The sequence below is a fragment of the Stutzerimonas sp. genome, assembly GCF_982611455.1.
In genome coordinates this window covers 1-14,881 of sequence record NZ_CEXBBO010000021.1, presented here as the reverse complement: position 1 = coordinate 14,881, position 14,881 = coordinate 1, and the positions used below count along the sequence as shown (strand labels likewise).

Annotated in this window: 13 protein-coding genes, 1 pseudogene and 2 riboswitches; of the genes and pseudogenes, 11 read left to right on the top strand and 3 right to left on the bottom strand. The window is 60.6% G+C overall.

Annotated elements, in window-relative coordinates; all coding sequences use genetic code 11:
• Nucleotides 1–80: 80 nt before the first annotated feature.
• Both AC2LD7_RS13645 and AC2LD7_RS13640 read right to left on the bottom strand, forming a co-directional pair.
• Entirely contained in the window at nt 81–722 is a 642-nt protein-coding gene (locus AC2LD7_RS13645; protein ID WP_484598273.1) for a DUF1109 domain-containing protein, read from the bottom strand.
• A complete protein-coding gene (locus AC2LD7_RS13640; RefSeq protein ID WP_484598272.1) occupies nt 719–1,285 on the bottom strand; it encodes a sigma-70 family RNA polymerase sigma factor in 567 nt (188 codons plus the stop codon). Before AC2LD7_RS13640 ends, AC2LD7_RS13645 begins: the two co-directional genes overlap by 4 nt.
• A gap of 212 nt (nt 1,286–1,497) precedes the next feature.
• On the opposite strand from AC2LD7_RS13640, the gene AC2LD7_RS13635 reads away from it, so the two are divergent.
• The 10 genes from AC2LD7_RS13635 to AC2LD7_RS13590 all read left to right on the top strand — a co-directional run bounded on the left by AC2LD7_RS13635 (nt 1,498) and on the right by AC2LD7_RS13590 (nt 13,542).
• Nucleotides 1,498–1,770 carry a BufA1 family periplasmic bufferin-type metallophore gene (locus AC2LD7_RS13635; RefSeq protein ID WP_484598271.1) on the top strand — a complete coding sequence of 91 codons (273 nt, stop codon included), beginning with the start codon at nt 1,498–1,500 and terminating at the stop codon, nt 1,768–1,770.
• A 24-nt stretch (nt 1,771–1,794) separates the two neighbouring features.
• Nucleotides 1,795–2,634: an MNIO family bufferin maturase gene (bufB, locus tag AC2LD7_RS13630; RefSeq protein ID WP_484598270.1), complete on the top strand. Its 840-nt coding sequence runs from the start codon at nt 1,795–1,797 to the stop codon at nt 2,632–2,634.
• On the top strand, nt 2,631–3,395 hold the full coding sequence (locus AC2LD7_RS13625; RefSeq protein ID WP_484598269.1) for an HvfC/BufC family peptide modification chaperone: 765 nt from the start codon (nt 2,631–2,633) through the stop codon (nt 3,393–3,395). The genes bufB and AC2LD7_RS13625 overlap by 4 nt, the downstream gene beginning before the upstream one ends.
• A 24-nt stretch (nt 3,396–3,419) precedes the next feature.
• Nucleotides 3,420–3,893, top strand: coding sequence for a DoxX family protein (locus AC2LD7_RS13620; RefSeq protein WP_484598268.1), 474 nt, complete (start codon nt 3,420–3,422; stop codon nt 3,891–3,893).
• A gap of 128 nt (nt 3,894–4,021) precedes the next feature.
• Nucleotides 4,022–4,756 carry an HAD family hydrolase gene (locus tag AC2LD7_RS13615; RefSeq protein WP_484598267.1) on the top strand — a complete coding sequence of 245 codons (735 nt, stop codon included), beginning with the start codon at nt 4,022–4,024 and terminating at the stop codon, nt 4,754–4,756.
• Nucleotides 4,757–4,759: 3 nt separating this feature from the next.
• Complete coding sequence (locus AC2LD7_RS13610) at nt 4,760–6,007, top strand: DUF2254 domain-containing protein (protein WP_484598266.1); 1,248 nt, start codon at nt 4,760–4,762, stop codon at nt 6,005–6,007.
• Between the two features lie 421 nt (nt 6,008–6,428).
• Nucleotides 6,429–7,835: a DegQ family serine endoprotease gene (locus AC2LD7_RS13605; RefSeq protein WP_484598265.1), complete on the top strand. Its 1,407-nt coding sequence runs from the start codon at nt 6,429–6,431 to the stop codon at nt 7,833–7,835.
• Nucleotides 7,836–7,999: 164 nt separating this feature from the next.
• On the top strand, nt 8,000–8,362 hold the full coding sequence (locus tag AC2LD7_RS13600) for a hypothetical protein (RefSeq protein WP_484598264.1): 363 nt from the start codon (nt 8,000–8,002) through the stop codon (nt 8,360–8,362).
• Between the two features lie 367 nt (nt 8,363–8,729).
• The gene (locus tag AC2LD7_RS13595; protein ID WP_484598263.1) at nt 8,730–11,792 is read left to right on the top strand and encodes an ATP-binding protein; all 3,063 of its coding nucleotides are present in this window, start codon (nt 8,730–8,732) and stop codon (nt 11,790–11,792) included.
• A gap of 225 nt (nt 11,793–12,017) precedes the next feature.
• Nucleotides 12,018–12,115: riboswitch (glycine riboswitch) on the top strand.
• Between the two features lie 4 nt (nt 12,116–12,119).
• Nucleotides 12,120–12,216: riboswitch (glycine riboswitch) on the top strand.
• A gap of 60 nt (nt 12,217–12,276) precedes the next feature.
• Entirely contained in the window at nt 12,277–13,542 is a 1,266-nt protein-coding gene (locus tag AC2LD7_RS13590; protein ID WP_484598262.1) for a D-amino acid dehydrogenase, read from the top strand.
• 39 nt (nt 13,543–13,581) lie between these two features.
• Here the strand turns inward: AC2LD7_RS13590 and AC2LD7_RS13585 are convergent.
• Nucleotides 13,582–13,743: pseudogene (locus tag AC2LD7_RS13585) on the bottom strand (FKBP-type peptidyl-prolyl cis-trans isomerase); the annotation flags it as partial.
• A gap of 50 nt (nt 13,744–13,793) precedes the next feature.
• On the opposite strand from AC2LD7_RS13585, the gene AC2LD7_RS13580 reads away from it, so the two are divergent.
• A complete protein-coding gene (locus AC2LD7_RS13580) occupies nt 13,794–14,840 on the top strand; it encodes a recombinase family protein (protein ID WP_484598261.1) in 1,047 nt (348 codons plus the stop codon).
• Nucleotides 14,841–14,881: the final 41 nt, after the last annotated feature.

Sequence of the window (14,881 nt, the reverse complement as noted above, 5' to 3'; positions counted from 1 at the left end):
CCTAGTTTCACGCTGGGATGACAGCGCGAAGATAGGAGCCGGCGTTGTGCCGGTATTGAAGAAAATGCGCGCTGCGCCGTTTACCAGCGCAACAGACGCGGGCCGAGCAGGGCGCCGGCGGCGATGGGAATAAGCATGCCGAGCAGGTACCAGACGGCCCAGAAGGCGGCACTCATTTCCGGGCAATGCAGGCTGTAGGCAAGGGTCGCCATCGAGCCCGCCAGCGCTCCCCCTGCCGCGCCGGCCAACCGTAAGCGGGTAGGTGCAAGGCCCCGAATCGCCCAGAACACACAGACGAACGCCGGAATCGACAGCAGCGCGATATTCAGCGGACAACTCCGCCAGGTATCGCCGAATACCATTGCCCAGCGATTGCTCGCCGAAACGCTGAGCAACAGGCCCAGCGCCGCCAGCCATAGGGTTGCTACGGGTGCAGCGATCATCATCCAGCTGTTACCCACCGGCATACCTGGCCGGGCCAGGCGTGTGGTGACCAGCAAGGCACCACCCAGCAACGTTGCCGGGAACGCCAGCTTGGCCCAGAACACCGGCATCGAGGCGACCTCGGCGATGTCCGGGCGGATGCCAAAAAAGGCGAGTAGCACCAGCAACGCCAGCAACAGGCCGGCCACGATGGCCATGCCGAAACGTCGGACGACGATCCGTTGGTCCACTGGCGTTGCGTTGCTGGCGAGCATGTTGATCAGCTCGTCAGTGTTCATCGACTACCTCCAATCAGGGCGGCCAGCGCTTTCAATCCGCGGTGCACACCCACTTTGACTGCGGAAGTCGATAGTCCGGTGCGCTGGGCGGTTTCTTCCACCGAAAGTCCCTGCAATTTGACGTGAAGAATGGGCAGGCGTTGTTTGTCCGGCAATTGTTCCAGCAGCCGGGCCAGGTCACGCTGCGCCTGGTCGGCTCGATGATCTTCGTCGGCCAGCAGCTCAGCCTGATCGTCGAACGAATCGTTCAGCGCATCGTGTCGCGCATGGGCGCGGAAATGATCCATCAGCTTGTAGCGTGCGATTGCCTGCACCCAGACCGTCAGCGGTTGGTCGCGGCGGTAGGTGTGCAGTGCGTTGTGCACAGCCAGCAATGCTTCCTGCAGCAGATCTTCGACCTCGGCCGATTGCAGTCGGCGTCTGAGAAAGCTGCGCAGGTGCGCGCCTAGCAGCGTCAGGAATTGCCGGTAGGCCGACTCATCGCCGTCCAGCCCCTGCAGCAACAGCTGCTGCAGGCGGGCCTCGCGCGCCTTTAGCGCCTCATGGCTGGTAGTTCGTTGCATCGGTCGCTCTGGTTACACGCGGAAAAATATCGACCGCAGATCCCTGTCATCCAGCCAGCCGCACGGCCGTGGCGCGCCGCCACGGTAGAGCGAGTCGAGAAAAATCTCAAAAATATTTTTCCGTGCTGTAACCGTGCTATCGGGGTTGGCGAACTAGAGAACGAGCTGCCGGTAAAACCGCTGGCAGCAATACCGCATGGAGACATACCCACATGAACAATCTCGTCCTTGCCGCTGCAGCCGTTGCCTTAGCGTCCATTGCTGCCGGTGCCACCGCAGCGGAAAAGAATGAAGGTGCCATGGAGAAGTGCTACGGCGTCGCGCTCGCCGGTCAGAACGATTGCAAAGCCGGTGCCGGTACCAGCTGCGCCGGCACATCGAAGATGGACTACCAAGCCAACGCCTGGAAGAACGTCCCGGCCGGTACCTGCACCGAGATCAAGACGCCTGAAGGCATGGGCTCGTTGACCCCGATGGAATCCTGATCGAGCCGTGATGGAAGGTGCCGCATGAGCATGTCAGCTGAACTGGGCGCAGGCCTCGGACTCAAGCCCGAGCATTATGAGGCGGCGCACGACTGTGCGGCGTCAGGCCTGTGGTTCGAAGTGCACCCGGAGAACTACATGCTCGGCGGCGGCCCTCGTCTGGCCTGGCTGGAGGCCATTGGCGAACGCCACCCGCTTTCGCTGCATGGCGTATCGCTGTCACTGGCGGCTGACTGTCCGCCAGACGAGGACCATCTGCAACGATTCAAGACGCTGGTCGAGCGGGTTCGGCCGGTGCTGATTTCCGAACACCTCGCCTGGTCCGCCTGGCGCGGTCACTACCACCCCGACCTGCTGCCGTTTCCACGTACGAACGAAGCGTTGGCGCGCATCGTCGACAACGTCCAGCGTACTCAGGAGCTGCTCGGGCGACAGATCGCACTGGAGAACCCCAGCCACTACCTGCGCCTCGACGGGCATGAGTGGGACGAGATCGAATTTCTCGCTGAACTGGCACGCCGTAGCGGCTGCGGTTTGCTACTGGACGTCAACAACGTGCATGTCAGCGCTCATAACCTCGGCCTCGATGCGATTGCCTATATCGATCGCTTTCCGGCACAAGCCGTGCTCGAGATACATCTGGCCGGACACAGCCAAGACAGTTCGGCGCAGTCGGCACTGTTGATCGACTCGCACGACGCGCCGATCGCTGCCCCAGTCTGGGCCTTGTATGAACGGCTGATCGAGCGAATCGGGCCACGGCCTACCTTGATCGAGCGCGACGATCAGTTGCCAGCCTTCGCCGAGCTGCTGGTCGAGCGCGACCGCGCCCAGCGGGTGTTGGATCAGAGGAGGGCGGCATGAGCGTCTCGCTTGGCGAGTTTCAGGACGCCTTCGCCGGAGCGTTGCGCGGCATCGAAGCCACGCTTGCCAACCCGGCAGCCGAGTGGCTGGCGACGATCAGCGCCCAGCCCGGGTTTGCTGTGTACCGCAACACCGTGATGAAGGGTTGCGTGGATGCGCTGCGGGCTAACTTCCCGACGGTCGAGCGGCTGGTGGGCGCGGAGTGGATGGCCGCCGCCGCCGCGGTTTACGCCACGCAATGTCCTCCGACTCAGACGCAGCTGATCGACTACGGCGCCGGCTTTGCGGAATTTCTGCAGGGCTTCGAACCGGCTCGCGAATTGCCTTATCTAGCAGAAATCGCGCGCCTCGATCGCCTGTGGATTGCTGCGTTTGCCGCAGCGGAGCAATCCCGACTGGAGCTGCATGTGCTGAGCTCAATGGCGCCGACGCAGTTGGCCGAGCTGTGTCTACGGCCCTGTGCGACGGCGCGCTGGCACTGGTCCGCTTTGCCTGCCTTCACGCTCTGGCGGTGCAATCGTGAATGTGTCGATCTGCCCGATCCTTTGCTCTGGCAGGGCGAGGGCGTATTGCTCTTCCGGCAGCAAAACCGGGTCGCCTGGCAGCCGCTGAGCCGTGGTGGCTGCGTCTTTCTCAACGCCTGCGCGGATGGCCGAACGCTTGCCGACGCCTCGACGTTGGCAAGCGAAGCTGAGCCCGGACTGGATTTCAATGACCTGCTGATGCGCCTGTTCGCCGCCGGGGTCTTTACCACCGATTGAGGCATACGCCCTGGAGCACTATTCATGGAAACGTTACACACCTCTCCATCCGCCCCGAAATCGTGCTGGTTGCAGCTTTGCAATCGACCCGCCGCATGGCTCCAGCTCCACATCAGTGACTCCATGCTGAGCCTGGTGGCGCGTCTGGCCATCGCTGCGGTGTTCTTCTATTCCGGGCGAACCAAGGTCAGCGGGTTTCTCACTATCAAGCCCAGCACCTTCAGCCTGTTCGAGACCGAGTACGCATTGCCGTTGCTGTCGCCTCATCTGGCGGCGCATCTGGCCACCTATGCGGAGCATCTATTCCCGCTTTTGCTGGTGCTCGGGCTGCTGGCGCGGCTATCGGCCCTGGCGTTGCTGGGAATGACGTTGGTCATCCAGCTCTTCGTATATCCCGATGCCTGGTCGACGCACTTGAGCTGGATCGGCCTGATGCTGATTGTCATCGGCCGCGGCGCCGGGTGCTGGTCGGCTGACCGAATGTTAGGGATTCGCTGAAAAGCAGCGCCAACACAAAGCGCCATCGGAACGGGGTAAAACTTGGCGCACTCGGCGCAGTCCAAGCCCTGTCTCCAATCCGGGAGCCGCCGCGCGGCATTGCTGCGCATCGACCAACAGGAAACCCGATGGCCACTATCGACCTGCTGATCAGCGATTGCGACGGTGTCATCGTCGACAGCGAAGTCATCAGCCACCGCGTGCTGTTCGAAGCATTGAGCCTCCACGTTCCGGCCGAACGACTGGCTGAAGCACTGGAAGGTACCTTCGGCCTCACCGTGCCGAGCATCATCGACCTCATCGAAAAGCGCTTCGACCTGAAGATGCCGGAGACTTTCGATGCCGACTTGCGTCGGCAAAGCGAAAAAATAGTGGCAGAAGAGGTCCAGGCGATTCCTGGAGTACGTGATGCGCTGCATGCCATAGATCTGCCACTGGCCGTGGCGTCCAATAGCCGCCTGCACAACGTTGAGTCCTCGCTGCGTCGCGCCGGGCTGACCGAGCGGGTCGCGGGCAATATTTTCTGCGCGGAGATGGTGGCGTCACCCAAACCCGCCCCGGATGTCTATCTGCTCGCGGCCGAACGCATGGGGGTGGCGCCCGGGCACTGCCTGGTGATCGAAGACAGCCCGACCGGTGTACTGGCCGCGCGCACCGCCGGAATGCAGGTGATCGGGTTTACCGGTGCCAGCCATATCCCGGCCGGCCACGACCAGGCGCTGCGTGAACTGGGGGTATCGGTGGTGATCAGCGATATGCGCGACCTGCCAGCGACGGTTGCGAGCTTTCGGCGCGCTGAGCTGCACGGCAAGAACAGCCAAAGCCTGGTCTTGTCAGTACTGAAACGGACGAATTGCGAGTAATAGATGGTCGAGCGCTGGAAGTGGTTTCTCATCCGCATTAGCAAGCGGCCCTGGTTCAGGGCTAGCCTGTTTTCCGTCCTCGGTGTTGCCACCGCGCTACTGGCTTTGGCGGTGGCGCCCTATATCCCGGACGATATTCCGGCCAAGATCGGTTCGGATGCGGTCGATAACATCCTCGGTGTGCTCGCTTCGAGCATGCTCGCGGTCACTACCTTTTCACTGAGCATCATGGTGGCGGCCTATGGTTCGGCGACCAGCAACGTCACCCCTCGGGCGATCTCGTTGCTGGTGGAAGACCCCACCACACAAAACACCCTGTCTACCTTCATCGGATCTTTCATCTTCAGCCTGGTCGGGATCATCGCGCTGAGCACAGGCCTTTATGGCGATAAGGGCAGGGTGGTGCTGTTCGCGGTGACCATCGGTGTGGTCGTTCTGATCGTTTATGCGTTGTTACGCTGGATTGATCAGCTCTCAGGGCTCGGTAGGGTTGCAGAGACCACCGCACGGGTAGAAGACGCTGCCACCAAAGCCTTGTGTCAGCGAATGGAGCAGCCGTTTCTAGGCGGTTGCCCGTTAACGATCGATCCGCGGGCATTGCCCGGTGCCCGTCCCTTGTACCCCACGAAAATCGGATTCGTGCAGCACATCGATATGCCGGCGCTAGGCCTGCTGACGAAGGAGGAGAGCAGCTCGGTCTATATAGGCGTGCTGCCCGGCACGTTCGTCGAACCGACGCAGCCAATCGCTTGGACTGTGGGCATCGAGGACGAGTGCGAGGGCCGGTTGCGCAGTGCGTTCGTCATCGGCTCGCAACGAACTTACGAGCGCGATCCACGCTTCGGGGTCACCGTGCTCGCCGAGATTGCCTCGCGGGCCTTGTCGCCAGCGGTCAACGACCAAGGAACGGCCATCGATGTCATCGGTCGCGGCGTTCGGGTTCTTTCGCACCTTTCCAGACCTGTCGCTCCCGAGGAACCGCTATTCCGCCGAATATTCGCACCGGGGCTGAGCGTGGCTGACATGCTCGATGATTTCTTCACACCAATCGCCCGGGATGGCGCGGCGCTGATCGAGGTCGGTATTCGATTGCAGCAGGGGTTGGCATCGTTGGGGCGTCTTGGCGACGCGACGGTTACGGTCGCGGCGAACCGACATGCCGAACTGGCGCTCAAACGTGCTGAAGCGGCACTCGTTCTGCCCGAAGACAAGCAACGCTTGCTGCAATTGGCGGCGAGCCCGGACTGTTGAAGCACGCCGACTGGCGACGAACTGCAAGTCGCAGTCGGGCTTCTGGGAAAACCTTACTTTTCCTTTACGTCCGCTTCACACGAAGCTGACTGTCATAGGCGTAGAGTTTTGTTCAGGCTGATGGAACAGCCTGCTCCCATTGGGTGGGTTAGCCGCGACCTGGCTGTTGGTTATCGAAACAGCTGTCGAGACGCGGCGGCCCGCTGCTTTTTTCTGGGCTGCTTTGGCAGGACCGCCACATTGCGCTAGCCGGACGTCGAAAACTATCTGGGTTGCCGACACCCTGTTGGAAATCGCTTCGAAAGGCTCATACATACAGCTTGTCAGCTATTTCCGTCTTGGCTGGCTTGGCAGCGCTTTCGACGACCTGCTAGAAGCTGGGCGCTTAAATCATTTTTCCATCGTGGAGAGACCAGTCACCATGATTCTTCGTAAAAACTTCATGGCTGTCGTGGCAGGCGTGGCGCTGTTTGGTCAGACGCTCGTTGCTCACGCCGAGCTGCCGGATTTCACGCCGCTGGTCGAGAATGCCGCGCCGGCGGTAGTCAACATCAGTACCAAGCAGAACAAGCCGATGCGTGGCGCACAGGCTCAAATGCCTGACCTCGAAGGCATCCCACCGATGTTCCGCGAGTTTTTCGAGCGCGGCATTCCGCAACAACCGGATCGCCGTCGTGAAACGCAGTCGCTGGGTTCGGGCTTTATCATTTCCGAAGACGGCTATGTACTGACCAACAACCACGTGGTGGCTGACGCCGATGAAATCATGGTCCGTCTGCCTGACCGTAGCGAGCTACAAGCCAAGCTGGTGGGTGCCGACCCGCGCAGCGATGTCGCCCTACTGAAGATCGAAGGAGATGGTCTGCCGACGGTGAAGCTGGGTAACTCCGAGGAGCTGAAGGCGGGCGAGTGGGTCGTCGCCATCGGTTCGCCGTTCGGATTCGATCACACCGTAACCGCCGGTGTGGTCAGCGCCACCGGTCGCAGCCTGCCGAACGAGAGCTATGTGCCTTTCATTCAGACGGACGTGGCAATCAATCCGGGCAACTCCGGCGGCCCGCTGTTCAATCTGGAAGGTGAGGTCGTTGGTATCAACTCGCAAATCTTCACCCGCTCCGGTGGCTTCATGGGCTTGTCGTTCGCGATCCCGATCGACGTTGCCATGGACGTCGCCAATCAACTGCGTGAAAACGGAAAGGTCAGCCGCGGCTGGCTCGGCGTGGTGATTCAGGAAGTGAACAAGGATTTGGCCGAGTCCTTCGGGCTCGAACGTCCGGCCGGTGCGCTCGTTGCACAGGTCATGGATGGCGGTCCGGCAGCCAAGGGTGGGCTGAAAGTAGGCGACGTGATCCTGAGCCTGAATGGCAAGTCCATCGATATGTCCGGCGATCTGCCTCACCTGATCGGCGCGATGAAGCCGGGTACCAAGGCCAAGCTTGAGGTGGTTCGCGATGGCGACCGCGAAACCCTGACCATCGATATTGGCGCATTGCCGGAAGATGGCGATCTCCTGGCGTCCGCTGGCGGCTCGGGTGGGGCCACGCTCAGCAACAACCGCTTGGGCGTTTCCGTGACAGGACTGACGGACGCGCAACGTCAGGCGCTTGAAATTTCGGGTGGCGTAGTGATCAGCGATATCAGCCAGGGCCCTGCTGCGATGATCGGTCTGCGTCCGGGTGATGTCATCACCCACCTCAACAACGAAGCCATCGATTCGGTCGACACGTTCAGCCAAGTCGTCAAGGATTTGCCGAACAACCGCTCCGTGTCGATGCGTGTACTCCGTGAGGGACGAGCGAGCTTCATTACCTTCAAGCTGCCGAAATAACGGCCCAACTTTGTCCGATCCGATGCTCCAGGCCCGCTTGATGCGGGCCTTTTTTTCGCGCGCGAGAGGCAGCGCGGCTGAATAAAGACTACGAAGGTGCAGATCGAACTCACTCAAGTCCTGACGGCTCCATATGGTTTGAGTCGACTTTCCTGAGGCCTTAGATGAAAACGATTTTGACGCTGGGCTTGTTTCTGTTGCCGTCGATGGCGATGGCGATGGCGATGGCTGATCCGCTCGAACTGGAACGTGAACTGAACGACTTGAATCTCGACGTGCAGATAAGCGAGCTGGACACCGATACCCAGGCTGGCATCGAGTCAGGGTTGGTGCAGGTGTTGATCACCAATCACGAGCGCTTCAAGGTAGCCTGCCAGCTGCATCCAGGCGATACCGAGGCTTCGCCAGGGTTGGACGAATCGCCTATCTCGATTATCGCTCCGGGTGGTCGCGGCGCCCTTACCATGAGCGGCGAATATGGAGATTCGACCCTTAACGCGCTATTGACCTGCATACGCGATGAATGACGGGTGCCGTTGCCGTGGATCGCGCGGTAAACATGGCCGATCACGTATTGCCGAACCGTTGTTCTAATCGCCACGAACAGCGATTTGGAGCACATGAATTCCCTTGTTTGACATCCGATTCGAAAGGCCTGCCGGCGCCTTGCTACTTCAGCTGAGTGAATGAACTGGTCTGAAGCAAATGCTCTCCAACTGATAATACTCGTCGCGCGCGAATCGCTTAAGCTAAGCCGTTCCGCTCGGTGCTGCACCGTTTCGCCAAAGGTTTTTAACAACGCCCTGTTTCAGCCAGGGTGCCAGAGGTAGCACTATTTTGAATCAGGCAAGTGGAGCGAAACCGGCCCGTTCGGTACCGTTGCGCAGCCGTCTGTTGGCTATCGCGCTTGCCGGAATTATGCCTTTGGCGCTAGTGGCCGGGCTGGGCCTGGTATCGATAGTCAACGACCAGAAGCAATTGGCGAAACAGCGAAGCCTCGAAGCCACACGCTTGGCCGCCACAGCCGTCGAGGTCGAGCTCAGGCGCTCCTTGGACGTGCTACAGGCGTTGTCGCAATCACCGTTGCTCGAAGAGGGCGATATCGACGGCTTCTCCGGTATGGTCCGGCGCGTGTTGCCCTCGGTGCCCAGTTGGTATGCGCTGCTCATCATCACTCCGGACGGCGAGGTCATCCGGCGCGTTTCGCAGCACGACCCGCCTGCATCCAAGGCGATTGCCGAGCCGCGCAGCTTCGCTGAAGTGATGCGCACGGGCGAGCCGCAGATTGGCAACATGGGGCTGGGGCCCGGCGGGGTCTGGGGGATTCCCATACGCGTGCCTGCCGGTATCGAGGCGGGCGCGCGCTATGTTCTGACGGCGGTGCTCAAGCCTGAGTCCATCGTTGAAGTCATCAGCAACCGCCGGCTGCCTCCGGGTTGGGTTACCACCGTGCTGGACGCCGACGGTATACGCATCGCTCGCTCCCAACGGCACCTGGAAACGGTTGGGCGGCCGGCTTCGCCGACGCTTGCAAGCATGCTCGTGGACAATCCCGCCGACGAGGGAATCGGAATGGCGATGACGTTGGAGGGGGCCTCGGTCTATACCGCCTTCGTTCGTCTGCATCCGTCCAAATGGGTCGTCGCGACAGGCGTGCCCACCGAGGTAGTTGAGGCCGATGCTGTGCGGGCCTATACCTTGTACGGCGGTGGACTTCTGCTTTCGTTGTTCTTCGCGGTTGCCGCGGCGTTGTTCGCGACGCGGCGGATCAACGTGCCGATGCGCCAACTGCGACGTGCCGCCCAAGCCATCGGCCGGGGCCAATCGGTCCAGGCGCCGAGTAGCGAAATCGACGAAGTGCGTGAGGTCGGTCGTGCCCTGGCTTCTGCTGCGCAGGCGCGCCAAGCGAGTGAAGCCGAGCGCGACAGCATGCTGTCGCGGCTGGAGCTGGCGCAGCGGGACCTTACCCAGCAAGTAAGCGATCTCGAACTGCTGCAAGCGTTGGGCAACCGTCTGCTGCAATTGCCGACGCTGGATGCTCAACTAGACGCAATCATCGACGCGTTGTGCGAGCTGCACGGTGCAAGCCATGGGCTGCTGACGCTCAGCGATGGCGCGTCGCCCTTGCGCATTCATGCGTCGAAGGGTTTTTCGGCCGCGTCACTGGAACTCATGGACAACGTAGCGCCCGGACTCGGCGTATGCGGTGCAGCGGTGCAGAGCGGCCAGCGGGTGGTGGTGACGGATACCGAAACCGATCCACACTTCACCGAGTTTCTTGCGTTATCTCGTGCCGAGGGGTTCCGCTCTGTTCACAGCACGCCGATCCGGCATAGCGATGGCAGTGTTCTAGGCACTCTGACCGTGCAGCTCAAAGAGCCGCGATCACCCACCGAGCGGGAGATTCGCCTGGCCGACCTCTCGGCCGGTCTTGCCGCGATATTCATCGATCGGGCGCAGGCACAGACCAAGGCTGGCATGCTTGAAAGACGGCTACAGGTGGCACTGGACTCGTCTACTGTCCCGTTTGCCGTTCTCTCGCCAGACCTCGATGCTGCAGGCAAGCTGCATGACTTTCGGCTGGACTTCATCAATCCGACCGGCGCCATAAGTTTGCACGGAACGGTAGTAGAACTGGTGGGCCGTCGTCTCAGCGAAGTGCTCGGGCCCAATGCCAATCCGCAAGCTATGCACACGCTGGTGACGGTAGCGACGCAGCAGCAGCCGAGAGACGTGGAGTTGCGCAGCACGGCTTTTGCCAGCGAACGCTGGGTGCGCCTGATCGCCACGCCGTTCGAGCACAGGCTCGCCGTCTGGTTTGCCGATGTCACCGAGTCCAAACGCCAGGAACAGGCGATCCTGGAGTCCGATCGCCGCAAAGATGAGTTTCTCGCGACCTTGGCCCACGAGCTTCGCAATCCGCTGGCACCGATACGCATGGCAGCCGGCATCTTCGGCTCGCCCGCTGCGTCCGAGGCGCAGAAGTTGCGCAGCCAGCAAATCATCGAGCGGCAGGTCCGGCACATGGCGTTGCTGCTGGACGACCTGCTCGATATATCCCGCATCACCGTCGGCAAGCTGATGCTGCGCAAGGAGTCGCTGGACCTGAGGGCAGTGGTCGACGGTGCCGTCGAGACGGTTCGCGCCAAAATCGAAGCGAAACAACATGAACTCATCGTGCAGTTGCCGGCGGTGCCAATCCTGTTGGAGGCCGATCCACTTCGGCTCGAACAGATCCTTACCAATCTGCTGAACAACGCTGCCAAGTTCACTGCCAATGGTGGGCGGATTTGCATCAGCGCCGCGCTCAACGGTGAGACGGCCACCCTCTCGGTGGCAGACAACGGCTTGGGTATCGCTCGTGAAAATCTCAAGCTGATTTTCGAGCGATTCGCACAGATACCCACGGCCGGCATGCAGGTCAACAATGGCCTGGGCATCGGTCTGGCGCTGGCCAAGGGGCTGGCGAATCTGCACGGCGGGGATGTTCGCGTCAGCAGCGCGGGGTTGGGTCTGGGTGCTGAGTTCACGCTGAGTCTGCCAGCGCTGACGGCCACGCAATCCGGTCGGCAACCCGGCGAGCGTGGTGGCGTCACGGTCCACACGCGGCGAATTCTGGTTGCCGACGACAACCGCGATATCGCCGAAACCATGGCCGAAATACTCAGGCTGGAAGGCCACGAGGTGCATCTCGCTTTCGACGGTATCGAGGCATTCGAGCGTTACCAGCAACTCGAGCCGGAGGTAGTGCTGCTGGATATCGGCATGCCTGGCCTGCGCGGCGATGAAGTGGCACGGCTGATTCGGGCGCACTCTGTTAATGCGAACGTCCTACTGGTGGCCATTACTGGTTGGGGGCAGCCGAGCGACAAAGAGCGCGCGCTGGCGGCGGGGTTCGACATCCATATGACTAAGCCTGTCGACATTGCCCGGCTGATCTCCGTGGTGGGAGTCTGACGTCGTGTCTGCGTCCCGGCCGCTCGGCGGGGCTATCTTCTATTTGGTTTGTACTGTAGAAACGCTGGACACCAAGCATTTTCGTGCAGCGTTTTGCATTGCCGCACCCAGCGCGTTCACAGGCCAGTCGGTCGGATCGCAAAAGCTGATCTAGTAAGGGATTTTCTGGCACACAGCGTGCCTAAGCTTTGTCTATCGGGAGATCGCCGATCACCTGGTAAATGATGTGTGGTATCGGGAGAGACTGCAGCGGCATGACCGCCAGCAGCGCCGAAGGAGCAACCGCCCCGGAAACTCTCAGGCAAAAGGACCGATATCACGGGTGAACTCTGAAGAGTCGTCAGGCTTCGTCGCCTGGCGCACCGAAGGAGCAAGCGAGACCGGCTATGCCGACGCTCGTGAAACTCTCAGGTCCAGAACAGAGGGGGCGCCTGACTCGCATGTGCGAGCGGGCTCTAACCCGTTGACGTTCTGGAGCTGCAAAATGAAGACGATCGCTGTCGTTGGTGGTGGTATCACCGGTATCACCACTGCCTACGCGCTGGCCAAGCGTGGTTTCGCCGTAACCCTTTTCGAGAAGCACCGCTACGCCGCGATGGAAACGTCCTTCGCCAACGGCGGGCAACTTTCTGCCTCCAACGCGGAAGTGTGGAACCACTGGTCGACCATCCTCAAGGGCATGAAATGGATGCTCAAGAGCGATGCACCGTTACTGGTCAATCCCAAGCCGAGCTGGCACAAGCTTTCCTGGTTCGCCGAGTTCATCGGATCCATTCCGCAATACCGCAACAACACCATCGAGACCGCGCGCATGGCCGTCGCCGCCCGCGAGCATCTGTTCGCTTGGGCGGAGGAAGAAGGCATCGATTTCGATTTGAAAAAAGCCGGCATCCTGCACATCTACCGCGACAAGGCCGGCTTCGATCATGCCGGCAAGGTGTCCACGCTATTGGCTCAGGGCGGCTTGCCGCGCCGTAGCGTGACGCCGGATGAGATGCGGGCCATCGAGCCGACCCTGGCGGGGCAGTATTACGGCGGCTACTACACCGAATGCGACTCCACTGGCGACATCCATAAATTCACCAATGGCCTCGCCGCAGCGGCCATTCGCTTGGGCGTCGATTGCCGTTACGGCGAGGACGTCAAACATGTCGCGGCCGACGGCAACGGTGGCAGCGTGACCATCGCCACGCCGGGCGGCGAAGAGCGCCTGGAGTTCGATGGCATAGTCGTCTGCGCCGGCACCGCCAGCCGTGCATTAGCCGCGCAACTGGGCGACCGGGTGAATATTTATCCGGTGAAGGGCTACTCGATCACGGTCAACCTAAACGACGAGTCCAGCCGTGCCGCCGCGCCCACCGTCAGTCTGCTGGACGACGAGACCAAGCTGGTGACCAGCCGTCTCGGCGCCCACCGCCTGCGAGTGGCCGGCACTGCCGAGTTCAACGGCTACAACCGCGACATCCGCGCCAACCGTATCCGACCATTGGTAGATTGGGTCGCCGAATGCTTCCCCGGCGTCAGCACCCAAAGCGTCATTCCCTGGGCCGGCCTGCGCCCGATGATGCCGAACATGATGCCCAAGGTCGGTCGCGGCAAGTCGCCCTGCGTGTTCTACAACACGGGCCACGGTCACCTCGGCTGGACCCTGTGCGCCATCACCGCGGACATGATCGGTGACGTGGTAGAGCAGTCGCTGGGCGCCGCGAAATCGACTCACAACTCGATTCGGCAGGCAGCGTTGGTTTGACCTGGTAGTCATGGCTGCGGCGTCATCGTCGCAGTCATTTCATTCATCGCGCGTCAGCACTTCCAGCAGCTCGATTTCAAAGATGAGGTTCGAGTTCGGCTTGATGTGTTCGCCGATCTGGCGTTCGCCGTAGGCGAGGTGGGCGGGGACGAAGAGTTTGCGCTTGCCGCCGACTTTCATGCCCATCAGGCCTTGGTCGCACGTTCTTGCTATATTGGTATCCCACTTTTTCGCACGGAACGGGTAGCAGCATGCCCAAGGCAATCGGGTACATTAGGTTTTCTTCCCCTAAGCAGGTGAGTAGCAATAGCAAGCAGCGGCAGGGCGAAATGATAGCCCGCTGGCTTGAGGCGCACCCAGACTACTCGCTGTCAGATCTAACTTTCGAAGACCTTGGGCGCAGTGGCTTTCATGGTCAACACGCTGCAGAAGGTGGAGGATGGGCAAAGCTCCTGGCGGCTGTTGAGGCTGGGGCAATCAAGCCCGGTGATGCTGTGCTTGTAGAGGCTCTAGACCGCACAGGACGACTTGAAACTGTTGATGCCCTACATTTCCTGAACCCGATCCTTCGTGCAGATGTTTCAGTTATCACGCTGGACGATGGGAACGTCTACTCGCGGGAGAGCTTGAACGGGCCGCAGATATATTTGCTCGTTGCTAAAATTCAGGCGGCACACGGCTACAGCAAGTTGCTATCAGAACGCACTAAGTTGAGCTATCAGGCTCGCAAACAAAAGGCGAGGCTCGGTGAAGGTGTTAAGAGACTTGGCCCGGTGTGGCTCACTACAGATGGCAAGCTCAGAGAGGATATTGCACCGTACATCGTGCAGGCGTTCGAATTGTACGTTTCGGGTGTGGGTAAGATTTCGATTGCAAACCGGCTGAGAGCGTCAGGCGTTGAGGCATTCAAAACTTGTTCAGGCCCAACGGTGGAAGGGTGGCTACGCAATAAAACCGCTATTGGTTTTTGGGACGAGATACCGAATGTATACCCACCTGTAGTGAGCCGAGAATTGTTCCTACAAGCTCAGAAAAGGCAGCGAGAGGCAACAACCGGACCGCGCACAAAGACAACCAAACATCTTCTTGTTGGGCTGGTGAAATGCGGAGTGTGTGGCGGGAACTACATCATGCAGAGCAAAGGCGGCGAGCCTCACAGCATGCGGTGCCTCACGCGTCAACGGCTCAAAGACAACGGTTGCACCAATACCAAAACGATCCCCCGCAACGTGCTGGAATATGTACGTTTACAGACCTCGCATATTGCCCTTGCTGAAGCCATGCAGTGTTGCCGCTGACCGAAAACTGACCCAGTAGAGGCTGTTCTGCCGACTGAAAA